This is a genomic window from Burkholderia sp. Bp8986 (assembly GCF_003854225.1).
Lineage (GTDB): Bacteria > Pseudomonadota > Gammaproteobacteria > Burkholderiales > Burkholderiaceae > Burkholderia.
Genome location: NZ_QTQM01000014.1, coordinates 64,655 through 89,682 on the forward strand (window position 1 = coordinate 64,655; position 25,028 = coordinate 89,682).

Here is a 25,028-nt window from a genome sequence, read left to right on the forward strand (position 1 = left end):
ATTATTTCGCTTCAAGACAGATTCGACACTCTCGTATCTCAAAAATTTCCCGCAGGTGCACCATTTTTGGTTTCGGCGGAATATATTGGTCAGAAGAACGGCCGCGGCGGCTACCGGCGGAGCAGCCCGCGGCATCATCCCGAAGAGGACCGCTAGATGATCAGGGTAATGCTGGCTGACGATCACGCAGTCATGCGAGACGGACTGCGTCACATCCTGGAAACGGCCGGCGGTTTCGAAATCGTCGGCGAGGCGAGCGACGGCGCGGCCACGCTCGCGCTGGCCGAGCGTCGCGCCGCCGACGTGCTGCTGCTCGACCTGTCGATGCCCGCGCCGACCGGTATCGAGCTGATCCGGCTGGTCAGGACGCATGCGCCGTCGCTGCGCATGCTGGTGCTGACGATGCATGCGGAGGCGCAGTACGCGGCGCGCACGTTCAAGGCCGGCGCAACCGGCTACCTGACGAAGGACAGCGCGACCGCCGAACTCGTCGAGGCCGTCACCAAGGTCGCGGCGGGCGGCGTGTACGTGAGCCGGTCGGCGGCCGAGAGCCTCGCGCGCACGCTGCGCACGCCGGCCGACATGCTGCCGCACGAGCGGCTGTCCGCGCGCGAACTCGACGTGATGCGCCGCATCGTCGCGGGCCAGACGGTCACGCGGATCGCAGCGGAACTCACGCTGAGCGCGAAGACGGTCAGCACCTACAAGACCCGCATCCTCGAGAAGATGGAACTGCCGCACGAAGCCGCGCTGGTGCGCTACGCGATGCGCCACGATCTCGACCTCGGCGTCGACGACGCATGATGCCCGCGTTCCGCGTCCGCTCCGCCGCCCCCGACGACGACGACGCGTCGGATCCGTCGCGCCTGTTCATGTCGTCGCTGCCGCCCGACCGGCGCGAGCGGCGGCTCGCGATCGCGACGGTAATCGTGTCGGCCGTGATCTTCGCCGCCCTCGCGCCGTTCGCGGGCGTGCCGCTCGCGCGCGTGTTGGGCTTCATTCCCGTGTACCAGTCGGCGATCGTGATCAACGACATGGTGACGGCCGGCCTGCTGCTCGGCCAGTACGCGATCCTGCGCGAGAGATCGCTGCTCGCGCTCGCGGGCGGCTACCTGTTCACGGGCTTCATGGCCGGCACGCACATGCTGACCTTTCCGGGGTTGTTCTCGCCGACGGGCCTGCTCGGCGCGGGCGAACAGACCACCGCGTGGCTCTATCTGTTCTGGCACGGCGGCTTTCCGCTGACGGTCATCGCGTACGTGCTGCTGCGCGCGGCGGCGCGCGCGCGTCCGCCGTCGCTCGAGCAGCGCCGCGCGGCGATCCCGATCCTGCTTTGCATCGCGTCGGCCGCGGGCGCGACCGTCGCGCTCGCGCTGCTCGCGACCGCCGGCCACGACCTGCTGCCGCGCATCATGCAGGGCAACCGGATGGCGTCGACGATGACGCACGCGATCACGATCGTCTGGGCACTGAACCTCGCCGCGCTCGTGTTGATGTGGCGGCTGCGGCGCCGTCATTCGGTGCTCGATCTGTGGGTGATGATCGTGCTCGTCGCCTGGCTGTTCGACATCGCGCTGTCGGCGATGCTGAACCACGGTCGCTTCGACCTGGGCTTCTACGCCGGGCGGACCTACGGCCTCGTCGCATCGTGCGTCGTGCTGTTCGCGCTGCTGTTCGAGAACGGCCGGCTGCATGCGCAGACGGTGCGCGCGCTGGCCGGCGCGCGCTATCAGCACCTGCTCGTCGTGCAGAAGAGCGTGCAGCTCAACGAGGCGAACGAACGGCTCGAGCAGCGCGTCGCGGCGCGCACCGCGCAGTTGAGCGCGTCGAACCGCGACCTGCGGCGCGAAGTCGAGGAGCGCGTGCGCGCGGAGCGGGCGCTGCAGGCGTCGCGCGAGGAGTTGCGCGAGATCGCGGCGATCAGCGCGAGCGCACGCGAGGCCGAACAGCGCCGCATCGCGCGCGAACTGCACGACGAACTCGCGCAGACGCTCGCGGCGCTGAAGAACGATCTCGAATGGCTGCTCGACCGCGTGCCGCAGGACGACGCGCCGCTGGCGCGCAAGATCGCGGCGATGCATGCGCTCGCGCGCGGCGCGGTGACGGCCACGCGGCGCATCGCGTCCGACCTGCGTCCGCTGATGCTCGACGACCTCGGGTTCGCGGCCGCGATGCAATGGCTCGTGGAGGATTTCCAGCGCCGTCACGGCATCGCGTGCGCGCTGCACGTCGAGCCGGGCGAATTGCTGCTCGACGAACCGTATGCGACGGCCGTGTTCCGTATCGCGCAGGAAGCGCTCGCGAACGTCGCGCGGCACGCGGCCGCGTCGAGCGCGACCGTGGCGCTCGTCTACCGTGACGAGACGATCGCGCTGACGATTCGCGACGACGGTGCGGGCTTCGATCCCGGTGCGCCGCGCAAGTCGGGATCGTTCGGGCTGGTCGGCCTGCGCGAGCGCGCGTATCTCGTCGGCGGCACGCTGCGGATCGATACGACGCTCGGCGAAGGAACGACGGTGGAAGTGGATATTCCGGTGGCGTCGGCGCATGTGGCGATCGCGCATGACGGACGGGGGACGTCACGGACGGAAGAGGTAAGGGCGAAGCAGTAGCGGCGCTGTGCTGCCATGGGGGTCAGTCGTAGTCCTCTTCCCGCTGATGCCGAACGGTGAGGATCGTGACTTGTTCGACCGTTGGCCCGATCGGCAGCAGGGACTGCGCGATACCGCAGCCCCCGGCCGCCGCCGCCCATCACACCCGCGCCGCCACCATCCCCCGCTCCGAGCGCGTCCACGCGACGAGCGCGCCGATCCCGAGCAGCGCGAGGCACACGATCGGCACGATCATCGGCCCGAACGCCGTGCCCGTCACCTTGCCCGCGAACGGCATCAGGTTCTGGCTGAAGAAGCCGCCGAGGTTGCCGATCGAGTTGATCGCCGCGACGCTCGCCGCCGCACGCGCGCCGGTGAAGTAACGCGGCGGCATCGACCAGAAGCACGGATACAGCAGCGGGATGCACGCCCCGCCCAGCACGAGCGCGACGAAGCGCAGCGGCGTCGACGGCAGCACGAGGCTCAGCAGGAAGCCGAGCGCGCCGAGCGCCGCGACGATCGCGATCGTGCGCAGGATGCTCTTCGCGCGGCGCAGCTTCGACGGCAGCCACACCAGCAGCACCACCGCGAGCGCCCACGGCAGCATGCTCAGCAAACCGTTCGTACTGCTCGACACACCGAACGATTTCACGAGCGTCGGCAGCCAGTACGTGACGCCGTACAGCGACGTCGACATCAGCATGTAGGTCGCCGCGAACAGCATCACGCGCGGATCGAGCAGCGCCTTCCACGGCTGCGCATGCTCGGCCTGCGCCGGCTTCTCGCGCTCCAGCGCGGCCGCGACGATCTGCTTCTCGCGTTCGTCGAGGAACGGCGCCTCTCGGAACGACGCCGGCAGCACGCGGAACACGACGATCGCGACGATCACGGCCGGGATGCCCGTCGCCACGAACACCCACTGCCAGCCCGCGAGCCCCCACACGCCGTTCAGGCTCAGCAGCACGCCGCCGACCAGCGAGCCGAGCATGTTCGCGAGCGCGCTGCCGAGCGTGAAGATGCCGAGCACCTTCGCGCGATAGCTCTGCGGGAACCACAGCGTCAGGTAATAGATCACGCCCGGATAGAAGCCGGCCTCGGCGATCCCGAGCAGGAAGCGCAGCGAACAGAACGCGGGCATCGACGTCGTGAAGCCCATCAGCACGGTGATGAGGCCCCACGTCAGCATGATCCGCGCGAGCCACACGCGTGCGCCGTAGCGATGCAGCGCGAGCGTGCTCGGCACCTCGAACAGCAGGTAGCCGATGAAGAACAGCGACGACGCGAGACCGAACGCGGCCTCGGTCATCCCGAGGCTGTGCACCATCTGCAGTTTCGCGAAGCCGACGTTCTGCCGGTCGATGAACGCGATCAGGAACATCACGACGAGGATGGGCATCAGGCGCCGCGCCATCTTCGACATGATGCGCTGCTCTTCGGCGGACGCGGGGTCCAGGGTTTCGGTGGCATTCACTGCGGGCTCCTCCGTGAAGCGGTTGCTTGTCGGTTGAATCGGCGCCGCGCGCGACGAACGCGCGGGCGCGGTGGGGTTCGATGAAATCGTGATCCGGAAACGGATGGCCGCCGTCGTCAGCCGGTCCGGTAGTCGTCGAGCATCGGCGCGAACATCTCGTGCCACGCGCGCGGCTTCGCCTTGATCGTGCCGGCGAGATACAGGAATTCGACGTAGTCCATCAGCTGGTTCGGCCGCACCGAGAAACGCGTGTCAGGCGCGGCGAGCATCTGCATCACATCGTCGTGCGACACGGCGACGCCCGACGACGCCGCATACAGCGCGGCCGCCGCGCGCGGGTCCTGCGCGATCAGGCGGTTCGCTTCGTCGAGCGCACCGAGAAACGCCGCAGCCAGCGCGGGCTCCGTATCGACGAGCCGCTTCGGCGCGAACACGACGTCGAGCGTCAGCGGGCCGAGCACGTCGACCGAATTCACGACACGATGAATGCCCGGCTGCCGCAATTCGAGGGTCGAGAACGGCGGCGACGTAAAGTGCGCGGTGACGCCGTTCTCGCGGCGGATCAGCGCCTGCATCGCCTGCGGATGCGGCAGGTTCACGGTGATCGAGTCGAGCTGCGCGAAATGTCGCGCGCCGAGCTGCCGGCTCGCGACCATCTGCAGCACGACCGCCGACAGCGACGTGCGGATGCCCGGCACCGCGATCCGGTCGGACGGCGTGAAGTCGCGCAGCGACGTCAGGCCCGGACGGTTTGCATTGAGCGACAGCGAGGTCGTGGACAATCCGCTGATGCCGATCACCTCGACGTTCGGAATCCCGCGCGCCCGCGCCCACAGCTCGATGAAGCCCGGCGCGCCGGCACCCGCGAAATCGAGCGTGCCGGCCATCATCGCGTCGTTGACGGAATTGCCGCCATCGAGCAGCACCCAGTCGACCGCGACGTCGCGCAGGCCGTGCCGCGCCGCATGCCGCTCGAACAGGCGCTGCTTCTCCATCACGAGCAGCGGCAGGTACAACACGCCATAGCCTTTCGAGATCCGCACCGTGCGTGGCTTCGCGCGCACCAGCGACGGTGCGGCAAGCATGCCGAGGCCGGCGGCGAGCAACGCGCGGCGGCACGGCGACGTCTTCATGCGCATGCCTCCATGCGGCGCGCGACCAGCCGCAACGCGGCAGCCGGCGTCAGGCTACGCCGTGCATCCGGCCGCGCCTTCGTCGTGCCCGTGACATGCTGCATGTTGCCGTCTCCTCTGGTATTAATGCCGTCGTCGCTTGCTCCGGCTGAACACAGGTTATCGAGCGAGTCTGAGAAAATACTGACATCCCGCCCCCGGGAAAACCCCTAACCCCTCACCCTGCAAACGGCACCATGCGCATTCTCGTCGTGGAGGACGATGCCGAAATCGGCGCGGCGATCCGCAGCCGCCTCGCGCGGCTCGGCCATGCCGTCGATCTCGAAACCGACGGCTCGACCGCGAACGGCCTGCTGCGCGTCGAGCGCTTCGACCTCGTCGTGCTCGATGCGAACCTGCCCGGCCTCGACGGCTTCGCGGTGCTGCGCAACCTGCGCGCGTCGGGCAGCACGACGCCGGTGCTGCTCGTCACCGCGCGCTCGGCGATCGACGACCGCGTGAGCGGCCTCGGCCTCGGCGCCGACGACTATCTCGTGAAGCCGTTCGACTACCGCGAGCTCGATGCGCGCGTGCAGGCGCTGCTGCGCCGCAACAGCGGCCATGCGAACGACGTGCTGACGCTCGGCGGCCTCGTGATCGACCGCAGCAGCCGGCTTGCCGAACTCGACGGCCAGCCGCTGTCGCTGTCGCGCCAGGAATTCGCGCTGTTGGAGATCCTCGCGAGCCGTCCGCAGCGGATATTCTCGAAGGACGAACTGCTGAACCAGCTGTTCAGCTTCGGCAACGAGCCGACCGCGAACGCGGTCGAGCAATACGTGACGCGCGTGCGCAGGAAGCTGCAGGGCAGCTCGGTCGAGATCCGCACCGCGCGCGGGATGGGGTATCAGATTGCCGCGCACTGACTGGTTCCCGAAGACGCTGTTCGGGCGCACGCTGCTGTTCATCGCGCTCGTCGTCGCGACCGGTGCGCTCGCGCTGGCCGCGATCGCGCGCTACTACGCGGGCGTCGCGGCCGAGCGCGCGTACGACCAGCTGCTCGCCGGCGCGTCGATCCAGGTCGCGGAGAACCTGTATGTGCAAGGCGGCGTGCTCGCGCTGAACCCGCCCGTCGCCGCGCTGTCGACGCTGTCGCGCTACGACCTCGTCTACTACAAGGTGGTCGATTCGCGCGGCGTCGTCGTGGCCGGCTACAACGATCTCGCGAGCCCCGCGACGCTCGCGGCCGCGAAACAGGGCCCGTCATTCGCGAACGCCGTCTACCAGGGTCACCGGATCCGCACCGCGACCATCGCGCGCTACATGCCGGAGGAAAGCACGCCGGGCTGGGCGCTCGTGACGGTTGCGCAGACAACCAATGCGCGGCAACAGCTGACGAACGACATGAGCATCAAGGTGTGGACGCTGATCCTGCTGATGAGCGTGCTCGCGATCGGCGCGAGCGGCCTCGCGATCCGGCGCGGGCTGCGCCCGCTCGCGCAGATCGGCGCGATCATCGCCGCGCGCGACCCGGCCGACCTGCGGCCGGTGGCCGTCGACACGCCGAGCGAGATCGACGCGATCATCGGGTCGATCAACGGGCTGATGCGGCGGCTCGCCGAGCGGATCAACGCGATGCAGCGTTTCATCGCCGACGCCGCGCACCAGATGCGCACGCCGCTCGCACGGCTCGACGCGCAGATCGAACTGCTCGACGGGGAGATCGATCCCGCGCGTCATGCGGCGCGGCTCGATGCGTTGCGCGCGACCTGCTCGGATGTCGGGCGTCTCACCGGGCAGTTGCTCAATCATGCGATGGTGATTCATCGCACCGAGGTCGTGCCGCTGCAGCCCGTCGATCTCGTCGCGCTCGCGAAGGACGTGCTCGGCCGCACGATTCCGCTCGCGGACGCGCGCGACGTGGCCGTCGCGTTCGCGAGCGACGCGCCGCATGCGTGGATCGATGGCGATGCAATCAGTCTGCAGGAGGCATTGTCGAACGTGCTGCACAACGCGCTGCTGCACGGGCATGCGGACGATATCGTCGTGTCGGTCGCCACCGCGGGCAACGCGGATCGGTCGGTGACGCTGACCGTCACCGACAACGGGCGCGGCATTCCGCGCGAGCATTGGGACGCGGCATTGCAGCCGTTCGTGCGGATCGCGCCGGACGGCAGCGAACGCCGCACCGGGTCGGGGCTCGGGCTCGCGATCGTGCAGGAAGTGATGAAGGCGCACGGCGGGCGCGTCGGGTTCGCGTTTCCCGATGCGGGCGGGTTCGCGGTGGTGCTGACGTTTCCGCGGCCGGCAACGGCGCACGCCGGTCACGCATGAATCGGCGGGATGCGGCGCCCCTTCCGTCGACTACGCCGCCACCGCCTCCCCGCCGAGATACGCATCGCGCACGCGTTCGTCGTCGAGCAGCGTTTTCGCGGGCCCTTCGAGCACGACGCGCCCCGTCTGCAGCACGTATCCGTAATGCGCGATCTCCAGCGCGAGGCTCGCGTTCTGCTCGACCATGAACACCGTCACGCCCTGCCGGTTGATCGTGTCGATCAGTTCCAGCACCTTGTCGACGTAGAGCGGCGACAACCCCATCGTCGGCTCATCCATGCAGATCAGCTTCGGACGCGCCATCAGCGCGCGCGCCATCGCGAGCATCTGCTGCTCGCCGCCCGACAGCGTGCCCGCGCGCTGCGCGAGCCGCTCGCGCACGCGCGGAAACAGTTCGAGCACGCGCGCGTAGTCGTCGGCCACCGCCGTACGATCGCCGCGCGTATAGGCGCCCATCAGCAGGTTCTCGCGCACGCTCATGTCGCCGAACAGCCGCCGCGCCTCGGGCACGGCCGCGATCCCGCGCCGCACGCGCTGCGGCGTCGCGAGCGCGGTCACGTCGTCGCCGTCGAAACGCACGACGCCGCGACGCGGCCGCATCAGCCCGAGAATCAGCTTCATCGTCGTGGACTTGCCGCTCGCGTTGCCACCGAGCATGCTGACGATCTGCCCGCGGCCGACTTCGACGTTCACGTCGAAATGCACCTGCACCGGGCCGTAGAACGTGTCGAGGTGTTCGAGTTTCAGCAGCGCGTCGGTCATGGTCGTGTCGGGTCCGGAAGAAGGTGCGCTCATGCGGCCGCCTGCACGGTGCGCTCGGCCGCCGTGCCGCCTGCATGGCGGCGACCGAGATAAGCCTCGATCACGCGCGGATCGTGCCGCACGTCGCGTGGCGCGCCTTCGGCGATCTTCACGCCGTTGTCGAGCACCATCACGCGGTCGGACACGCGCATCACGAGTTCGAGCTTGTGCTCGATCAGCAGGATCGTCAGGCCGCGCGTCTTCAGCGACTGGATCAGTTGCAGCATCTCGGCGGTCTCGGTCTCGTTCATCCCGGCGGTCGGCTCGTCGAGCAGCAGCAGGCGCGGATGCAGCGCGAGCGCGCGGCCGATCTCCACGCGCCGCCGGTTCGCATACGACAGGCTGTGCGCCGGATGATCGATGCGCGGCGTGAGCCGCTCGCCGAACCCGGCGATGATGTCGCGCGCCTCGTCGCGCAGCGCCGCTTCCTCGCGCCGCACCGACGCGGGCCGCACGAGCGCGCGCCACACCTCGGCCGCCGCGCCGAGCGCCGGCCAGCCCGGCCGCGCCGCGCGCAACCGCGCGTGCGCGCCGATCAGCACGTTGTCGAGCACGCTCAGGTTGCCGAACACGCGGCCGTGCTGGAACGTGCGCGCGATGCCGAGCGCCGCGAGCCGTTCCGGCGGCGTGCCGGTGATGTCGCGGCCGTCGAACGTCACGCGCCCGGCATCGGGGCGGTCCGCGCCCGCGATCAGGTTGAACAGCGTCGACTTGCCCGCGCCGTTCGGGCCGATCACGCTCAGCAGCTCGCCGTCGGCGAGCGTCAGGCTTGCCGCGTCGAGCGCGGTCACGCCGTCGAAGCGGCGCGTCAAACCCCGTACGTCGAGCAAGGGTCGAGTGGTGGTCATCGCATTCCTCCTCACACCGTGCCGAGCAGGCCCTGCGGCCGGAACCGGACGAGCAGCAGCAGCACGAGGCCGTAGATCAGCATCCGGTAGTCGGCCGCCCAGCGGAACAGCTCGGGCAGCCCGATCAGCGCGATCGCGCCGACGACGCCGCCGAGCACGTTGCCGAGCCCGCCGAGGATCACCATCGTCAGCGCGAGGATCGACACCTGCGAATCGAAGGTCTGGTGATTGATGTAGCTGTACAGGTGCGCGGCGATGCCGCCGCTCACGCCGGCCGCGACGCCGCCGACCGCGAACGCGATCGCCTTGTAGCGGTTCGGTGCGATGCCGTGCGCACGTGCGGCGACGTCGTCCTCGCGCACCGCGCGCAGCGTGCGGCCGAGATGCGAGCGCAGCAGCCGCACCTGCACGAGCGCGAACGCGACGAGCACCGCGAGCGTGAACCAGTACGCGGCGCGCGCGGTCGTCGCCCACGGCAGCGGCGCGATGCCGGTGATGCCGAGCGGGCCGCGCGTGAGACCGTCCCAGTTCAGGATCACGAGGCTCACCACTTCGCCGATCCCGAGAGTCGCGATCGACACGTAGTGCCCGCGCAGCCGGAACGCCGGATAGACGAGCAGCGTGCCGAGCACCGCGGTGATCGCGCCCGCGCACGGAATCGTCACGGCCGGCGACCAGCCGAGATCCGACGACAGCAGCGCCGACGCATACGCGCCGATCACGAGCAGCGCGGCGTGGCCAAGCGAGATCTGCCCGACCGTGCCCGCGACGAGCGTGAGGCTCAGCGCGAGCAGCCCGTACAGCCACGCGTTGGTCAGCGTCTGCAGCACATAAGGTGATGCACCGAGCCACGGCAGCACGGCCGCCGCCACGATCAGCACCACGAGCACCGGGCGCGGCACGCGCACGGCTTTCGCGGCCGCGAGGAAGGTGCCCGTCATCGGCTCCGGCGGCAGCGCGCGCTTCCCGCTGAACAGGCCGTTCGGCCGCCACACGAGGAACACGATCAGCAGCCCGAACGCGAACAGGTCGCGATAGCTGGTGCCGAACAGCGCGACGCCGTAGCTTTCGACGAGGCCGAGCAGCAGGCTGCCGGCGATCGCGCCGGGCACGTTGCCGAGCCCGCCGATCAGCAGCGCGACCACGCCCTTCAGCGTCGCCTGGAAGCCCATCGCCGGATCGATGCTGTTGTAGTACATGCCGACCAGCAGCCCGCTGACACCGCCGAGCGCGCACGCGATCGCGAACACCGTCTGGTTCACGCGATCGACGTCCACGCCCATCTGCAGCGCCGCGTCGCGATCCTGCGCGGTCGCGCGCACGGCCCAGCCGAGCCGCGTGAAGCGCAGGAAGCCGTACAGCAGCGCGGCCGCCGCGAGGCCGATGCCGGCGATCAGCAGGTCGAGCGCACCGAGCGTCGCGCCGGCGATGCGCAGGTGCCAGTCGGGCAGCGGCGTCGGCACCGCACGCGGGTCCGCGCCGAACGCGAGTTGCGCGAGCTGGTCGAGGATGAAGCTGATGCCGATCGTCGCGAGCAGCGGCGCGATGCGCGCGGCGTGGCGCAACGGCCGCAGCCCGACCCGCTCGATCGCGATGCCGAGCGCGCCGCAGCCGACGACGACCGCCGCGAGCGCGGCCGGCAGCGGCAAGCCGAAGCGCGTCAGGCACAGCCAGCCGATGAAGGCGCCGACCATGTAGACCGAGCCGTGCGCGAAGTTGATCAGGTGCGACACGCCGAAGATCAGCGCGAGCCCCACCGCGAGCAGCGCGTAGATGTTGCCGACGATGAGGCCGTTGAGCGTGTAGTCGAGCCAGGAAGCCATCACGATGCGTCCGTCATTTGCATGCGGTTCCGGGTCGGGGTCAGCGCGCCGCGAGCTGCGGCTTCGCGCCGTCCCACAGCGCCCACTGCCCCTGCTTCACGACGAGATACACGGTGCGGGCGCCCGCGACGCGGCGCGTCTGCGGATCGAAACGCACCTTGCCGAAGATCACGCTCGGCACGTCGCTCACTTTCTCGAAGCCGTCGTGCGCGGCCTGGCGCGTCACGCCGTAGCGGCGCAGCACTTCGGCCGACAGGATCAGCGCATCGTATGCACGCGCGACGAACGAATCGGGATCGGCATGGAATTTCGCGCGATAGCGCTGCACGAACGCCTGCACCTCCGGTCGCGGTTCGGCCGGGAAGAAGTTCGATTCCGTATAGACGCCTTCGACGGCCGTGCCGCCGAGTTCGAGGAACTTCGGCGAATACACGGAGCCGACCGCCGCGATCGGCAGCGTGAGCCCCGACGTGCGCGTCTGCCGCACGATCTGCGCGCCGTCCGCGTAGTAGGAAATCAGCACGATCGAATCGGGCTTCGACGCGCCGATCCGCACGAGCGTCGAGCGGAAATCCTTCTCCGCCGGCTGGTAGCCTTCGGCCGCGACGACCTGCGCGCCGAGCCCCGTCACCGCCTTCGCGAAGATGTCCTTGCTGGTGCGGCCCCAGTCGGTGTTCAGGTACAGCACCGCGATCCGCTTGAAGCCGAGTTCCTTCACCGCGTAGCGCGCGAGCAGCGGCTGCTCCTCGGCCTGGCTCAGCGCGGTGCTCCACAGGTAGTCGCCGCCCTTCGTGAAATCCGGATGGGAATTCGTGAAGCCGAACTGGATCAGCTGCCCGCGCTGGTAGATCGGCGACGCGGCCATCGACGTCGCGCTGGAAAAGTCGCCGAGCTCGATCACGATGCGCGGGTCCGCGACGAATTTCTGCGCGATCGCCACCGCCTGGCGCGGATCGCTGCGGCTGTCCTGGAAGTCGACCGCGAGCGGCCGGCCGTGGATGCCGCCGCTGCCGTTGATCTCGTCGAGCGCGAGATCGAAGCCGCGCTTCCATTGTTCGCCGTATTGCGCGTCCTGCCCGGTGAGCGGCCCGCTCACGCCGATCACCACCGGCTCGCCGGACACGCCCGCCGCGAGCGCGCCGCCCGTCGACAAGCCCCATGCGGCAGCCAGTGCCGCCACCGTGCCCAGCACGCGCCGCCATGCGCCGCGTGCGTCGTTCCCCGAAACGTTCATGCGTCCCCCCAGCTTCAGTCAGTCGAAAAGAGTGAGGGCATGTAACCATCCGGTTCAGGGCGTTCCAACGAAGTTTTGCGCATATCGATATCGTGCGCGGCGCGAAGCGCAACATCACTGCCACGGTCTCCTGCACGGCGCGTCCCGCGCGACGCATCGGCATGCGCTGCAGCGCATTGATTCGATTGACGTTTGCCGTCGTGCAGCGCTGCCGGCCGACGCGCATGCATGCACGGCTCGTCGTTCCGGCGCGCGTGCCCTTCGCATGTTTGGCACTGTCGATAGCAAAAATCATTATATGAATCGTGCATGCTCGCACTCCTACAATGCGAAAATCGCATCATCGGAACGCGTCATGGAGTTGCATCAACTCGAAGCCTTTTCCGCGGTCATGTCGGCCGGCAGCGTGACCGGCGCGGGCGAGCTGCTCGGCCGCTCGCAGCCGGCCGTCACGCGACAGATCCAGGAGCTCGAAGCCGATCTCGGCTATGCGCTGTTCGACCGGCACGGCCCGCGCGTCACGCCGACGCGCCGTGCATTCCTGCTCTACGAGGAAGTCGAACGCTCGCTCGTCGGCCTGCGCGCGATCGAAGCGCGGGCGCGCGCACTCGGCGACGAAACCGCCGAACCCGTGCGCATCGCGGCCACGCCTTCACTCGCGGCCACGCTCGTGCCGGCCGCGCTCGCCGCACTGCCCGACGGCGCGCACGCGCCGCACTACCAGTTTCGCAGCGAGTCGGCCGAACACGTCGTGCACGAAGTGCTCGCCGGCACGGCCGATATCGGCGTCGTCACGCTGCCGATGGCGCATGCGGGGCTCGACGTGCACTGGATCGCGCAAACGCCCTGCGTCGCCGTGCTGCCGGCCGACGATCCGCTCGCGGGCAAGCCGCGCATCGCGCTGCGCGATCTCGCGGGCCGCCGCATCGTGACGGTCGCGAACCGGCACCGGCTGCGCCAGCGGATCGATGCGGCATTCGCGGCCGCACGCGTCGACGCGCACGTGTTCATCGAAACCAATGCATCGCTGAACGCGGTGATGGCCGCGCGCGCTGGCGTCGGGATCGGCATCGTCGACCCGGCGACCGGCGTGGCACTGCCGGTGGACGGCGTCGTCGCACGACCGCTCGATGTCGACATCCCGTTCGCGTTCGGTGTCGCGACGCCCGCCGGCAAGACGCGCACGGCCGCCGTCGAGGCGCTGCTCGACGCACTGCAGAACACGACGCGCGCGCTGCTCGACGACGTGACCTTTCACGATGCATCCGTGCACGACGCGTTGTTGCGAGGCGACCGGTTGCGCATCGATCGCCCGCCTCGCGTGACACGCGCCACACGAACCGCACGCACACGCGGTACCCGCCCGGAGGCCGCATGACGGCGACGCCCGACACACCCGACACACCTGACACGCTCGACGCACTCGAAGCCCGCCTCGCCCAGGACCTGCGCTGGCTCGACCTGCCCGCGCCGTCGTGGGTGCCGCCGCGCGACGTCGACGGCACGCGCGTGCTCGACGTCGCGATCGTCGGCGGCGGAATGGCGGGGCTCGCGGCATCCGCCGAACTGCGCCTGCTCGGCATCGACAACCAGTGCGTGATCGACCGCGCACCGGCCGGCTACGAAGGCCCGTGGATCACGTTCGCGCGGATGGAGACGCTGCGCTCGCCGAAGCAGCTCACCGGCCCCGCGCTCGGCCTGCCCGCGCTGACGTTCCGCGCGTGGTTCGAAGCACGATACGGCCGCGACGCGTGGGATGCGCTCTACAAGATTCCGCGCACGCAATGGATGGAATACCTGCGCTGGTATCGCCGCGTGCTCGACCTGCCGGTGCGCAACGACACCGCGCTCGTGGCACTGCGTCCGCGCGACGACGGCCTGCTCGCGCTCGACCTGCGCGCGAACGGCCAGGCGCAGACCGTGCTCGCGCGACACGTCGTGCTGGCGACCGGCCGCGACGGGCTCGGCGGCCCGTACGTGCCGCCCGTCGCGCAACGCGCGCCGCGCTCGCGTTGGGCCCATTCGTCCGAGCCGATCGATTTCGCTTCGCTCGCCGGCAAGCGCGTCGGCGTGGTCGGCGCGGGCGCGTCAGCGTTCGACAATGCGGGCACCGCGCTCGAAGCGGGCGCCGCGCGCGTCGACCTGTTCTTCCGTCGCGCGGACATTCCGCGCATCAACAAGCTGACGGGCATCGGCAGCCCGGGCCTCGTGCACGGTTATGCCGATCTCGACGATGCGACGAAGTGGCGCTTCATGCACTACGCGCTGACGTCGCAGACACCGCCGCCGCGCGACAGCGTGCTGCGCGTGTCGCGGCATGCTCACGCACACTTCCATGCAGCCAGCCCGATCGAAACGCTGGTCGAACACGCGGACGGCCTCGACGTCGTCACGCCGCGCGGCCGCTACACGGTCGACTTCCTGATCTTCGCGACGGGCTTTCATTCCGACTGGACGACACGCGCGGAATTCGCGTCGTTCGGGCCGCATGTGCGGCGCTGGAAGGATCGCTATCAACCGGAACCGGGCACATGGCTCGACGAGCTCGCCGAGTCGCCCGATCTCGGCCCCGCGTTCGCGTTCCAGGAACGCGAGCGCGGCGCCTGCCCGGCCGTCACGCGCATCCATTGCTTCAACCATGCGGCGAGCCTGAGCCACGGCAAGCTGTCGGGCGACATCCCCGCGATCAGCGCGGGCGCCGGGCGGCTCGCACGCGGCATCGCGAGCCGGCTGTTCGACGCCGATCGCGACCGCCACTACGACGCGCTCGTCGCGTTCGCGACCGCGGAGCTGCAGGGCGACGAATGGCGCGACGCCGACGCATGAGCGCCGCCGCGATCCACGCTACTCACGACGACTGGAATCCATCACGATGACCGAACCCATCCCGCCGGCCGCCGCGCCGGATACGATCGACGCCATCGCCGGCCTGCGCGAAGGCGATGCCGTGGCCGCGCTGCGTCGCGCACGCGACAAGGTGCTGCTCCATACGCGGCTCAGCGAAGCCGCGCTGTTCGACACCGCGCTGCCCGATCTTTCGTTGATCGAACGATTGCATGCGGCGCGGTACGTCGCGCAGCGCTCGAATGCGCACGCACTGGCCGCAACCTATCGCGCACGGCTGATCGACGCAGGCGGCACGCCCGACGACATTGCCCGCGCGGATGCCGATGCATTCGACGCGCTGCCTCGACGCCTCGGCGCGCTCCTCGCGCATGCGCGGCGCCTGACGCGCTCGCCCGCCGACGCACGCCCGTCCGATCTCGACGCACTGAAGTCGGCCGGGTTCACGACACCCGCGATCGTCGCGCTGTCGCAGCTCGTCGCCTTCGTCTCGTATCAGCTGCGTGTCGCGGCAGCGGCGCAAGCGTTGCAGGCGCGGGCCGCCCGGGAGGCCGCATGACGATGGCCACGCACGGTTTCACGTCCGCCACGCTCGGCTGGCGTGCATGGCTCGACACGGTGCCGCTCGAGCGCGCCACGGCCGACCAGCTCGCGGTGCTCGAAGCGAGCCATCCGCAAGCGAAAACGTCGGACTACTACCTGCTGCTCGTCCACCTGCCCGACATCCTGCGGCAGCGTTCCGGCGTGTTCAACGCGATCATGTACGGTCCCGGCGGACTGTCGCGCGCGGAACGCGAGCTGGCAAGCACGGCCGTGTCGCGCGTGAACGGCTGCGTGTATTGCGCATCGGTGCACGCACAACGCTTCGCGCAGCTCGCGAAACGCACCGATGCGATCGACCAGGTGTTCGACGATCCGTCGACAGCCGGCACGACCGCGCGCGAACGCGCGATCATCCGCTATGCGGTCGCGCTGACCGAGCGGCCCGACACGGTGGACGAACGCGACATCGCCGCGCTCGAAGCCGAAGGGCTCACCCACGAAGAAATTCTCGACCTGTCGCACGCCGTCGCGATCTTCGCGTGGGCGAACCGGCTGATGCTGACGCTGGGCGAACCGGTGTTTCCCGAATCCGCAGCGGGCAACTGACTCGCCGCCGCGCCGGCGCGGGCGCAGGCGAGCACGCCGGCCGACGCGCGCCGCCGCGCGTCACGCCTTGTGCGTCGACAACAGAATGCTCGTCTCCGTATTCGCGATCCCGTCGATCAACCGGATCGCGCCGAGCACGCGATCGAAATGCTCGAGCGAATCGGCGTGCAGCTCGGCGACCAGATCCCAGCGCCCGTTGGTACTGTGGATTGATGCGACGTTCGGATGCCCGCGCAGCACCTTCACCACTTCCGCGCCGCGATTGCCCTGCACCGCGATCGACATCAGCGCGCGGATCCGGTGCCGCTCGGCGGCCGGCTTGAGCCGCACCGTATAGCCGACGATCACGCCGTTCTTCTCCAGCCGCGTCAGCCGGTTCTGCACGGTCGCGCGCGCGACGCGCAACGCCTTCGCAAGGGCGACGACGGGCATCCGCGCGTTGTCGCGCAGCAGCGCGATGAGTTGCCGGTCGACGTCGTCGAGCGTAATCATGAACGGACCTTCCTGTTGAACGTGACACGGCCGCCAGCGTGCCGGACGGCACGCATTTCGACCAGCATGATTTGAACAAACTGCCATATCCGGCCAGCAATCTGCCAAGTCTATCGAGAAATCTGCCATTTTTGCCGTCTTTTTGTTGGCTCGACTCACGGAAATAATGACTCCATCGACCGGCCGCATGGGCCGCAACGCCGCTTTTGATGGAGCCGGGGCCCGGGCCGACACGCCCGCCCCGGTCGACCAGAACGCCTGGACACGCGTCCGGGGCAACAAAATGGAGACAGACCTATGACCCGCTTCCTCGACGTTCCCGCCACCGCCCGACTGATCGCCCAGACCGGCGTCACGCCGTTCCTGCGCGCGCTCGTCGACACGCTGCGCGCCGATTACCTGCACTGGGCCGACTTCGACAAGTCGCCGCGCGTCGCCTGCCACTCGCGCGACGGCGTGATCGAGCTGATGCCCGTCGCGAACGCGTCGCTGTTCGCGTTCAAGTACGTGAACGGCCACCCCGTCAACGCCGCGCGCGGGATGCACACCGTGATGGCGTTCGGCGCGCTCGCCGAAGTCGACACCGGCTACCCGCTGCTGCTCGCCGAACTCACGCTGACCACCGCGTTGCGCACCGCCGCGACGTCGGTGCTGGCCGCGCAGGCGCTCGCCCGCCCCGACGCGCGCACGATGGCGCTGATCGGCAACGGCGCGCAGAGCGAATTCCAGGCGATCGCATTCCATACGCTGCTCGGCATCGAGGAAATCCGCGTGTTCGACGTCGATCCGCTCGCGACCGACAAGCTCGTGAAGAACCTCGCCGCTTACCCTGAATTGCGCGTCGTGCGCGCCGCGTCGACCGCCGACGCCGTGCGTGGCGCCGACATCGTGACGACCGTCACCGCCGACAAGGCGTATGCGACCATCGTCACGGCCGACATGATCGAGCCCGGCATGCACGTGAACGCGGTCGGCGGCGATTGCCCGGGCAAGACCGAGCTCGACGCGGGCGTGCTGCAGGCGGGCCGCGTGTTCGTCGAATTCGAGCCGCAGTCGCGCATCGAGGGCGAGATCCAGCAGATGCCGGCCGACTTCCCGGTGACCGAACTGTGGCGCGTGCTGCAGGGCGAGACGACCGGCCGCGAGCGCGCAGATGAAGTCACGGTGTTCGACTCGGTCGGCTTCGCGCTCGAGGACTACTCGGCGCTGCGCTACCTGTATGCGCTCGCGCAGCAGCACAACGCGGGCGTCGAGATCGCGCTGATTCCGCCGGCCGTCGATCCGAAAAACCTGTTCGCGCTGATCGACGATCCGGCCGCGATCGCGCAGGGTCATGCGGCGTTCGTGACCGAAGCCGTCGCCGCGTTCGCACGCTGATCGTCATCCCGGGCGGCCGGCGCGCCGCCCGATTCTCCGCCTGTCTCTTCAAACGTTCATGAATCTCGTATCGATCCAGGCGCCGGCCGCCGTCGTGATGATCCGGCCGCACCGCTTCCTGCCGAATCCGCAGACCGCGGCCGACAACGCGTTCCAGCGCACGGCCGTCGGCGGCGCGCACGACACGCTGTCGGTGTCGGCCGCCGCGCGCGACGAAGTCACGGCCGCCGCGCGCACACTCGCCGATGCAGGCGTGCGCGTGCACGTGTTCGACGATCACGGCGAGCGCGACACGCCCGACTCCGTGTTCCCGAACAACTGGTTCTCGACCCATCCGGGCGGGCATATCGCGCTGTTTCCGATGCATAGCCCGAACCGCCGCCGCGAGCGGCGCGCGGACATCGTCGAGATGCTGAAAGCGGAATACCGCGTGCAGGACGTGATCGACTACTCGGGGCTCGAATACGACGACGTGTTCCTGGAAGGCACCGGCGCGATGGTGCTCGACCACGTCGCACGCATCGCGTACACCGCGCGTTCGCGCCGCGCCGATCCGGTCGCGCTCGAGCGTTTCTGCACGAACTTCAACTTCGAGCCGATCTGCTTCGATACGGCCGATGCGAACGGCAACCCGATCTATCACACGAACGTGATGATGAGCGTCGCCACCGAGTTCGCGATGATCGGCCTCGACCTGATCGCCGACCGCCGGCGCCGCGACGAAATCGCGCAACGCCTGACCGAAACGGGCCGCACCGTGATCGCGCTCGATCATGCGCAGATCGCGAATTTCGCGGGCAATACGCTTGAGTTGTCGGGCAAGGACGGGCGCGTGCTCGCGCTGTCGCGGCGCGCGTTCGACTGCCTCACCGGCGGCCAGCGCGCGACGATCGAACGCTCCGCGCGGCTGCTGCCGCTCGACGTGTCGATGATCGAACTGGCAGGCGGCTCGGTGCGCTGCATGCTCGCAGGCATTCATCTCGCGCGGCGAGCCGCAGCACATGACGTGAAGGAAATGGATTCGGCGGCACGGCAACGCGAACCGGTGCCGCACGCCTGAGCAGGCATCCTGCGGCGGATAGCCCCGAAAGCGCCGCCGGACAACGCTTCGGCCTGAGCGGACATCCTGCGTGGATAGCCCGATGGCGCCGCCGGACGATGCTTCGGCCTGAGCGGACATCCTGCGCGAATAGCCCGATGGCGCAGCCGGACGACGCTTTGGCCTGAACGGACATCCTGCGCGAATAGCCCGATGGCGTCGCCGGACGATGCTTCGATCTGCGAATCAGATCGAAGCATCGTCCCGCCCGTTCATCACCCCGCCAGCAGCTTCAACCCGGCCGGCAACGTTTCGCCGAACACACGTGCGGTGTCGGCTTCGTCGAACGCAATCGCCTCGCGCACCATGTCGATCCACGCGGCCGACACATTCGCGGAAGACAGGCGCTTGATCACCGCCTCACGCGTTTCATCCGGCAAATCGCGTTCGCGGTCGCCTGTCATCCGCGCGATTTGCGCGACCGCGAACGCCGCGGGTTCGACCTGCTTCCAGTCCAGCGCGAACAGCGCGTCGAGCCAGCGGTTCGCGACGTCGGCCGGCACCACGCTGTGCGCGCTGCCGTAGAACGGCCGGCGCGCGCCGATCCGCCCGAGCGCCCACGCGCACAGCGTGCGCTCGGCCGGCTTCTGCAATTGCACGATCAACCGCTCGGCCAGTTCCACCTTGCGCTCGACCGGCAGTCGTTCGAGCGACGCGGACAGGCGCGTCATGTCGGCCGGGCCGACCTTGGCCGGGTCGAACGGCAGCTTGCGGCGCTTGTCGTCGGACGGTTCGAGGAACGCGATCGCATCGCGCACCTGCGTCTGCGCGTCGTCGTCGAGGCCGCCGGCCACGCGCCGCCACAACGTCCACCACTCGGACCACACCTGCGCGTCGTTCACGTACTGGATCCCGTCGTCGAACAGCGGCCACAGCTGCTCGATGCGCCACGCATCGAGCGGATGGCCGAAGCCCGGGCGCAGGCAATAGCCGGCGAGGTTCAGCCACGCGCGTTCGTGATCGGCCGAGCGCCGCCGGCGACGCGCGCGCGCAAGCAACGCGTCGAACAGCTCGCGCGCGAGCGCGACGTCCCACTCGTCGCGCGGGCCGAGCACCTGTTCAAGTTGCGCGCGCAACCGTCGCGTGTCCTTCGGCGTGACGTCCGCGGCCTTGCTGCCGAACGAGCGGTCGATCAGCTCGATCGCGTGATCGACGCGCGGATGGCGCGCGAACGCGGCATCGTCGCCTTGCGCGGGCGCATCGCCGCGCAACTGGAATTCGAGCCGCCAGCGGCGCGCTGCATCGTCGGTCGCGATGCAGTGCATTTCGAGCGTGCCGACCTCGGTCAGCGACGCGGTGAGTTTCACCGGCGTTTCGCGCGCATCGCTACCGGCCTTCGCGTCGACGACCGTCGCGATCGGCGGCAGCCGAACGAAGTCGCCGCCGTCCAGCTCGACCAGATCGCCCGGCTGGTACGCGGTGTCGGCGACCGTCGACACGAGGTGGAAACGCACCGGCTGCCCGAGCTGCAGCGCGAACGTGCGTTCCTCGAGCCGGATCTCGCGGCCTTCCTCGGCACCGCGCGGCAGCAGGCAGACGCCGCGCGCCGCCGTGGCGCCCTCGCCGTCGTCGAGCACGAGGAAATAACTGCGCGCGGAACCGCCGCCGATGCGCGGCGCATGCCCCGCCCGCGCCAGGCCATAGGCCACCGCGCCGCGCGCGACCGCCACGTCCGGATGCGCGTTGTGCAGCACGTCGAGCGGCGCGCCGCGCCACGCGCCGAGCGTCTGCGCGAGACGGCCGGCCAGCGCACCCGCGCGGAACACGCCGCCGTTGAGCAGCAGCGTGTCGGGCAGCGGGCCTTCCGCATGACGATTCAGGAACGCGGCGACGTGGCGCGTGACGGCCGGGTCGCTCGCATACGGCAAGCCGAATTCGACGATCGCGGCCCGCGCGCGGCGCGGCAGCTCGCCGGCCTCGACCTGCGGAAAGAAGCCGTCGACGACGATCTGCTCGACTTCCTGACGCGTCAGCTCGGCCGAGCGTGCGCCGCCGACGAGCTTGCTGCCCGCGCCGAGCAGCGTCACGGTGACGGAGGCCGGCGCGTCGTCGCCGAGCAGCCGCTCCTTCGCCGCGCGGCAGCGCTCGACGAGCTGCGACAGGCTCGCGGCCGACAGCCGCGTGCCGGGCTCGGTCAGCCGCGTCTCGACCAGCCGCGCGAGCGCGAGGTCCATGTTGTCGCCGCCGAGCATCAGGTGATTGCCGACGCCGACGCGCGTAAAGGACGGCTCGCCGTCGTCGCCCGGCGCGACATCGACCAGCGTGAGGTCGGTCGTGCCGCCGCCGACATCGCAGATCAGCACGCGGCGCGGTGCGGCGAAGGTGTCGCGCAACGTCGCGCGCTGGCCGTACAACCAGTCGTAGAACGCGGCCTGCGGTTCTTCCAGCAAGCGCAGCGCCGGCAGTTTCGCGCGTTTGGCCGCCTCGACCGTCAACGCGCGGGCGCCGTCGTCGAACGACGCCGGCACCGTCAGAATGACGTCCTGCTTCGCGAGCGGCGCATCGGGAAAACGCGCATCCCACGCGGCCCGCACGTGCGCGAGATAGCTCGCGCTCGCGTCGACCGGCGACACCTTGTCGACGCCGTCGGCCGCGCCCCAGGGCAGGATCGCCGCAAGCCGGTCGACCGATGCGTGCGACAGCCAGCTCTTCGCGCTGGTGACGAGCCGCCCCGGCACTTGCGCGCCGAGCGTGCGCGCATACCGGCCGATCACGGCCGGCGGTGCGCCGGCCGCATTCGCGTTGGCCTTCGGATCAGCCTTCGCACCCGCCTTCGAATCGGCCGCCCACGGCAACCGCAGCGCGTCCGGCGGCAGTTCACCCGCCGCCGGGTGATAACGCACCGACGGCAGCAGCGGCTGCGCGGCCACCGCGCCGGGGCCGACCAGCTGCTCGACGTCGAACACGCGGATCGCGTCGGAGCCGGCCTCGACGTATGCGACGACCGTGTTGCTCGTGCCGAGGTCGATGCCGACCGTATAGCGCTTCATCGCGCTCAGGCGGCGCCGCGCACGTCGAACTCGACCTTCCAGCGCTCGTTCGTGCCGCTCGGGATCGCCTCGAGTTCGAGCGTGCCGGCTTCGGTCACGCGCGCATGCAGCTTCACCGGCACGACCTCGCCGATCGTGCGCCCTTCGGCGGGCAGCGTGGCCTGGATTTCCTCGAGTTCCTGCAGCTCTTCAGGCGACCAGTAGTCGAGCAGCGTGCCGACCTGGTCCTGGCGACGCACCGACGACCCGAAGAAGCGGAACTGCACCGGCTCGCCGACGACGAGGCCGAACTCCTGCGGCGGCAACGCCGCATCCGAGCCTTCCTCCATCCCGAACGGCGCGACGCAGAGCGCCTGCACCGGCGGCTCCAGCCCCGGCACCGCGGGCATCGCCGACTCGATCGCGACGTAGTACGCACGCGCCGTGCCGCCGCGAATGCGCACGCCACGGCCGCGCTTCACGTAGCCGTAATACGCCGCGCCGCGCGCGACCGCCAGATCGAGGTCCGCGCCTTCGAGCAGGCGCGCGGCCGGCGCGCCTTCGGCGGCGAGCCAGCTATTGAGCGTATCGAGCACGCGCTGCGTGAGCAGCGGCGACTTGAACACGCCGCCGTTGAACAGCACCGCGGTCGGATGCAGGAACGTCGCACCTTGCGGCAGCGTGCGCTGCACGCCTTCGAGCGCGTCGAGCGCCGCGACCTGGCGGCCGAGGAACGCCGCGAGGTGGCGCGTGATGCCCGCGTCCTGCGCATACGGCAGGCCGAGCTGCGTCAGGCCGACGCGCGCGCGGCTCACCGGGCGCGCGGCCGCGTCGACTTGCGGGAAGAAACCTTCGAGGATCGTCTGCGTGAGTTCCGCGCGCGTCAGTTCCGTGCGGATCGAGCCGCCGATCAGCTTCGAGCCGCGGCTCGGCACGACGAGCGGCACAGCGTCGGTCGTCGGGTCGGACAGCAGCGTTTCCTTCGCCGAGCGGCACGCGTAGGTCAGCGCGCGCAATTGCCACGGGTCGGCCTGCGTGCCCTGCTGCGCGAGCTTGCGCGCGACCACGTGCGCGAGCGCGAGGTCCATGTTGTCGCCGCCGAGCAGGATGTGCTCGCCGACCGCCACGCGATGCAGTTCGAGATTGCCGTCGCGCTCGACCACCGCGATCAGCGACAGGTCGGTGGTGCCGCCGCCGACGTCCACGCACAGGATCAGGTCGCCGACCTGCACCTGCTTGCGCCAGCCGCCTTCGCTCTTCTGGATCCAGCTGTAGAGCGCCGCCTGCGGCTCCTCGAGCAGCGTCATGCGCGAATAGCCGGCGGCACGCGCGGCTTCCGCCGTCAGCTCGCGCGCGGCCGGGTCGAACGACGCGGGGATCGTGACCGTCACGTCCTGGTCGGCGAACGGCGCGTCGGGATGCGCGTGGTCCCACGCTTCGCGCAGGTGCGTCAGGTAGCGGATCGAGCTTTCCAGCGGCGACACGCGCGCCACTTCCGGCGGCGCATCGCTCGGCAGGATCGCCGCGCGGCGATCGACGCCCGGGTGGCACAGCCAGCTCTTCGCGCTCGACACGAGGCGGATCGGCGTGCCGGCGCCACGCGTGCGCGCTATCTCGCCGACCGCGAACGCGCGCGAGGCCGTCCACGGCAGCGTCAGGTCGCCCTGCGTCAGCTCGCTTTCATGCGGAAGATAGAGGAACGACGGCAGCAGGTCGCGCGACTCCAGCGCGCCGGGCGCGGTCAGCTGCGCGATCGGCAGCACCTGCTGCGTGATCGTTTCGCCGTCGCTCGCGGCGCTGTCGACGTACGACAGCGCGCAGTGGGTCGTACCGAGGTCGATACCGATCGAATAGCGCGGATCGTTCACAGTTCCACCTCCGCCGGTGCGACCACCGAGGCGTCGTGGCTGCCGGTCAGCTTCGGCAGGCGCACGTCGGCCACGCGCCAGCCGCGGTGGCTGACCGTGCCCGTGAACGGCGCGGCGCCGACCACGTTGCCCGTCACACGCACGGCCGTCGCGTCGAAGCCGGCCGGCAGCGTCACGCGGCTGCCTTCGGCTTCGTCGCGCACCGGCACGATCGTGAAATGTTCGCGCAGCGCGGCGCGGCAGCCGTCGTGCACGAGGCGTGCGGCGGCGCCGATGTCGGCGTCCGCGTAGCCGGCGATGTCTTCCTCGACGAAGTCGATGAAGCGCGCATCGCGCTGCAGCAGGCCCAGTAGTTGCAGCGCGGCTTGCGGGCTCGCTTCGCGCAGCTCGGGGGCCGGCGCCTTCACGGGCGCGGGCGCCGGGGCTGCCGCGGGGGCCGGCGCAACCGGCGCCGGCGCGACCGGTGCCGGGGCGCCGTCGCGCACGCGCAGCACGCCGGCCGCGAACTCGCGGTTGCCGATCACGGAGAAGAACGTGCCGACGGCCAGCGACAGCCGGCCGAAGAAGGACAGGTTGGATTCGGGCATGGGGTCTGGACTCCTGTGGGCTCGCGACACGGCGAGCAGCTTGCCTGGGCGCCGGGCGGCGGCGTGCGAATGCGCACTGCCGCCGCCCGGCGCGTGATTCGGGCGCGCCCTCTCGGGTGCGGAAAACCCGTATTTTGCCCTGTGGCGGGCGAACCGGGCAGAAGTTGGGGGACAGAACACAGCGGCGCGCGGGTTTTGCGCCGCGCCGGATTGCATCGGACTGCCGGCTATCGGGGGTCGGCCGGGTGTCGGCCGCGATGTTGCGGCGCGTCAGCGCGGCTTGCGGCGGCGTACCGCCTTCACCCCAAAATCGCGCGAATTCGGGCGCGCGACGTGAAACGCATGCCCCCGCATGGGGACCGCGGCGGCGTAGCGCTACATGCTTCATGCAATGTGATGTTTAATGCCCGGCAACGCCAGCATTAAAGGACA

At 69.8% G+C, this 25,028-nt stretch carries 20 protein-coding genes; 10 read left to right on the forward strand and 10 right to left on the reverse strand.

Annotation, left to right across the window (positions count from 1 at the left end; all coding sequences use genetic code 11):
* The first annotated feature begins 156 nt into the window (after nt 1–156).
* Both DID99_RS15265 and DID99_RS15270 read left to right on the forward strand, forming a co-directional pair.
* Nucleotides 157–804 (forward strand): response regulator transcription factor, encoded by a 648-nt coding sequence (locus DID99_RS15265; RefSeq protein WP_044845374.1) that lies wholly within the window; start codon nt 157–159, stop codon nt 802–804.
* The gene (locus DID99_RS15270) at nt 801–2,612 is read left to right on the forward strand and encodes a sensor histidine kinase (RefSeq protein WP_185733776.1); all 1,812 of its coding nucleotides are present in this window, start codon (nt 801–803) and stop codon (nt 2,610–2,612) included. The genes DID99_RS15265 and DID99_RS15270 overlap by 4 nt, the downstream gene beginning before the upstream one ends.
* A gap of 139 nt (nt 2,613–2,751) precedes the next feature.
* On the opposite strand, the gene DID99_RS15275 is transcribed toward DID99_RS15270, so the two are convergent.
* Complete coding sequence (locus DID99_RS15275; protein WP_044845376.1) at nt 2,752–4,062, reverse strand: MFS transporter; 1,311 nt, start codon at nt 4,060–4,062, stop codon at nt 2,752–2,754.
* Between the two features lie 116 nt (nt 4,063–4,178).
* A complete protein-coding gene (locus tag DID99_RS15280) occupies nt 4,179–5,195 on the reverse strand; it encodes an ABC transporter substrate-binding protein (protein WP_124667059.1) in 1,017 nt (338 codons plus the stop codon).
* Between the two features lie 236 nt (nt 5,196–5,431).
* On the opposite strand from DID99_RS15280, the gene DID99_RS15285 reads away from it, so the two are divergent.
* Both DID99_RS15285 and DID99_RS15290 read left to right on the forward strand, forming a co-directional pair.
* Nucleotides 5,432–6,097 (forward strand): response regulator transcription factor, encoded by a 666-nt coding sequence (locus DID99_RS15285; RefSeq protein ID WP_124521995.1) that lies wholly within the window; start codon nt 5,432–5,434, stop codon nt 6,095–6,097.
* A complete protein-coding gene (locus DID99_RS15290) occupies nt 6,084–7,505 on the forward strand; it encodes a sensor histidine kinase (RefSeq protein ID WP_124667060.1) in 1,422 nt (473 codons plus the stop codon). Before DID99_RS15285 ends, DID99_RS15290 begins: the two co-directional genes overlap by 14 nt.
* A 30-nt stretch (nt 7,506–7,535) precedes the next feature.
* Here DID99_RS15290 and DID99_RS15295 read toward each other — a convergent pair whose 3' ends face one another.
* The 4 genes from DID99_RS15295 to DID99_RS15310 are packed head-to-tail and all read right to left on the reverse strand — an operon-like array spanning nt 7,536 to nt 12,211.
* Nucleotides 7,536–8,300, reverse strand: a complete 765-nt coding sequence (locus tag DID99_RS15295; RefSeq protein WP_124667061.1) for an ABC transporter ATP-binding protein — start codon at nt 8,298–8,300, stop codon at nt 7,536–7,538.
* On the reverse strand, nt 8,297–9,154 hold the full coding sequence (locus DID99_RS15300; protein ID WP_124571136.1) for an ABC transporter ATP-binding protein: 858 nt from the start codon (nt 9,152–9,154) through the stop codon (nt 8,297–8,299). Before DID99_RS15300 ends, DID99_RS15295 begins: the two co-directional genes overlap by 4 nt.
* 11 nt (nt 9,155–9,165) lie before the next feature.
* Nucleotides 9,166–10,977 carry an ABC transporter permease gene (locus DID99_RS15305; protein WP_124520416.1) on the reverse strand — a complete coding sequence of 604 codons (1,812 nt, stop codon included), beginning with the start codon at nt 10,975–10,977 and terminating at the stop codon, nt 9,166–9,168.
* A gap of 40 nt (nt 10,978–11,017) precedes the next feature.
* Nucleotides 11,018–12,211: an ABC transporter substrate-binding protein gene (locus DID99_RS15310; RefSeq protein WP_124667062.1), complete on the reverse strand. Its 1,194-nt coding sequence runs from the start codon at nt 12,209–12,211 to the stop codon at nt 11,018–11,020.
* A gap of 355 nt (nt 12,212–12,566) precedes the next feature.
* On the opposite strand from DID99_RS15310, the gene DID99_RS15320 reads away from it, so the two are divergent.
* The 4 genes from DID99_RS15320 to DID99_RS15335 are packed head-to-tail and all read left to right on the forward strand — an operon-like array spanning nt 12,567 to nt 16,204.
* A complete protein-coding gene (locus DID99_RS15320; protein WP_124667063.1) occupies nt 12,567–13,589 on the forward strand; it encodes a LysR family transcriptional regulator in 1,023 nt (340 codons plus the stop codon).
* Nucleotides 13,586–15,037 carry an NAD(P)-binding domain-containing protein gene (locus DID99_RS15325; protein ID WP_124667064.1) on the forward strand — a complete coding sequence of 484 codons (1,452 nt, stop codon included), beginning with the start codon at nt 13,586–13,588 and terminating at the stop codon, nt 15,035–15,037. Before DID99_RS15320 ends, DID99_RS15325 begins: the two co-directional genes overlap by 4 nt.
* Nucleotides 15,038–15,083: 46 nt before the next feature.
* Nucleotides 15,084–15,614: a CMD domain-containing protein gene (locus tag DID99_RS15330; protein WP_124667065.1), complete on the forward strand. Its 531-nt coding sequence runs from the start codon at nt 15,084–15,086 to the stop codon at nt 15,612–15,614.
* Nucleotides 15,611–16,204: a peroxidase-related enzyme gene (locus DID99_RS15335; protein ID WP_124667066.1), complete on the forward strand. Its 594-nt coding sequence runs from the start codon at nt 15,611–15,613 to the stop codon at nt 16,202–16,204. The genes DID99_RS15330 and DID99_RS15335 overlap by 4 nt, the downstream gene beginning before the upstream one ends.
* Nucleotides 16,205–16,264: 60 nt before the next feature.
* Here DID99_RS15335 and DID99_RS15340 read toward each other — a convergent pair whose 3' ends face one another.
* Nucleotides 16,265–16,696: an Lrp/AsnC family transcriptional regulator gene (locus DID99_RS15340; RefSeq protein ID WP_044845386.1), complete on the reverse strand. Its 432-nt coding sequence runs from the start codon at nt 16,694–16,696 to the stop codon at nt 16,265–16,267.
* 297 nt (nt 16,697–16,993) lie between these two features.
* On the opposite strand from DID99_RS15340, the gene DID99_RS15345 reads away from it, so the two are divergent.
* Complete coding sequence (locus tag DID99_RS15345) at nt 16,994–18,073, forward strand: ornithine cyclodeaminase (protein WP_124667067.1); 1,080 nt, start codon at nt 16,994–16,996, stop codon at nt 18,071–18,073.
* A gap of 58 nt (nt 18,074–18,131) precedes the next feature.
* Nucleotides 18,132–19,133, forward strand: coding sequence for a citrulline utilization hydrolase CtlX (gene ctlX, locus DID99_RS15350; RefSeq protein ID WP_124667068.1), 1,002 nt, complete (start codon nt 18,132–18,134; stop codon nt 19,131–19,133).
* Nucleotides 19,134–19,387: 254 nt separating this feature from the next.
* Here ctlX and DID99_RS15355 read toward each other — a convergent pair whose 3' ends face one another.
* The 3 genes from DID99_RS15355 to DID99_RS15365 are packed head-to-tail and all read right to left on the reverse strand — an operon-like array spanning nt 19,388 to nt 24,596.
* Entirely contained in the window at nt 19,388–22,162 is a 2,775-nt protein-coding gene (locus DID99_RS15355; protein ID WP_124667069.1) for an Hsp70 family protein, read from the reverse strand.
* Between the two features lie 5 nt (nt 22,163–22,167).
* Entirely contained in the window at nt 22,168–24,009 is a 1,842-nt protein-coding gene (locus DID99_RS15360) for an Hsp70 family protein (protein WP_124667070.1), read from the reverse strand.
* Nucleotides 24,006–24,596: a DUF2760 domain-containing protein gene (locus DID99_RS15365; protein WP_124521975.1), complete on the reverse strand. Its 591-nt coding sequence runs from the start codon at nt 24,594–24,596 to the stop codon at nt 24,006–24,008. The genes DID99_RS15360 and DID99_RS15365 overlap by 4 nt, the downstream gene beginning before the upstream one ends.
* Between the last annotated feature and the right edge of the window lie 432 nt (nt 24,597–25,028).

Excerpts from the sequence above, each read along its gene's own strand:
- DID99_RS15265 (WP_044845374.1), top strand. The coding sequence starts at position 157 with ATGATCAGGGTAATGCTGGCTGACGATCACGCAGTCATGCGAGACGGA.
- DID99_RS15270 (WP_185733776.1), top strand. The coding sequence starts at position 801 with ATGATGCCCGCGTTCCGCGTCCGCTCCGCCGCCCCCGACGACGACGAC.
- DID99_RS15280 (WP_124667059.1), bottom strand. The coding sequence starts at position 5,195 with ATGAAGACGTCGCCGTGCCGCCGCGCGTTGCTCGCCGCCGGCCTCGGC.
- DID99_RS15285 (WP_124521995.1), top strand. The coding sequence starts at position 5,432 with ATGCGCATTCTCGTCGTGGAGGACGATGCCGAAATCGGCGCGGCGATC.
- DID99_RS15295 (WP_124667061.1), bottom strand. The coding sequence starts at position 8,300 with ATGAGCGCACCTTCTTCCGGACCCGACACGACCATGACCGACGCGCTG.
- DID99_RS15300 (WP_124571136.1), bottom strand. The coding sequence starts at position 9,154 with ATGACCACCACTCGACCCTTGCTCGACGTACGGGGTTTGACGCGCCGC.
- DID99_RS15305 (WP_124520416.1), bottom strand. The coding sequence starts at position 10,977 with ATGGCTTCCTGGCTCGACTACACGCTCAACGGCCTCATCGTCGGCAAC.
- DID99_RS15310 (WP_124667062.1), bottom strand. The coding sequence starts at position 12,211 with ATGAACGTTTCGGGGAACGACGCACGCGGCGCATGGCGGCGCGTGCTG.
- DID99_RS15320 (WP_124667063.1), top strand. The coding sequence starts at position 12,567 with ATGGAGTTGCATCAACTCGAAGCCTTTTCCGCGGTCATGTCGGCCGGC.
- DID99_RS15325 (WP_124667064.1), top strand. The coding sequence starts at position 13,586 with ATGACGGCGACGCCCGACACACCCGACACACCTGACACGCTCGACGCA.
- DID99_RS15330 (WP_124667065.1), top strand. The coding sequence starts at position 15,084 with ATGACCGAACCCATCCCGCCGGCCGCCGCGCCGGATACGATCGACGCC.
- DID99_RS15335 (WP_124667066.1), top strand. The coding sequence starts at position 15,611 with ATGACGATGGCCACGCACGGTTTCACGTCCGCCACGCTCGGCTGGCGT.
- DID99_RS15340 (WP_044845386.1), bottom strand. The coding sequence starts at position 16,696 with ATGATTACGCTCGACGACGTCGACCGGCAACTCATCGCGCTGCTGCGC.
- DID99_RS15345 (WP_124667067.1), top strand. The coding sequence starts at position 16,994 with ATGACCCGCTTCCTCGACGTTCCCGCCACCGCCCGACTGATCGCCCAG.
- ctlX (WP_124667068.1), top strand. The coding sequence starts at position 18,132 with ATGAATCTCGTATCGATCCAGGCGCCGGCCGCCGTCGTGATGATCCGG.
- DID99_RS15355 (WP_124667069.1), bottom strand. The coding sequence starts at position 22,162 with ATGAAGCGCTATACGGTCGGCATCGACCTCGGCACGAGCAACACGGTC.
- DID99_RS15365 (WP_124521975.1), bottom strand. The coding sequence starts at position 24,596 with ATGCCCGAATCCAACCTGTCCTTCTTCGGCCGGCTGTCGCTGGCCGTC.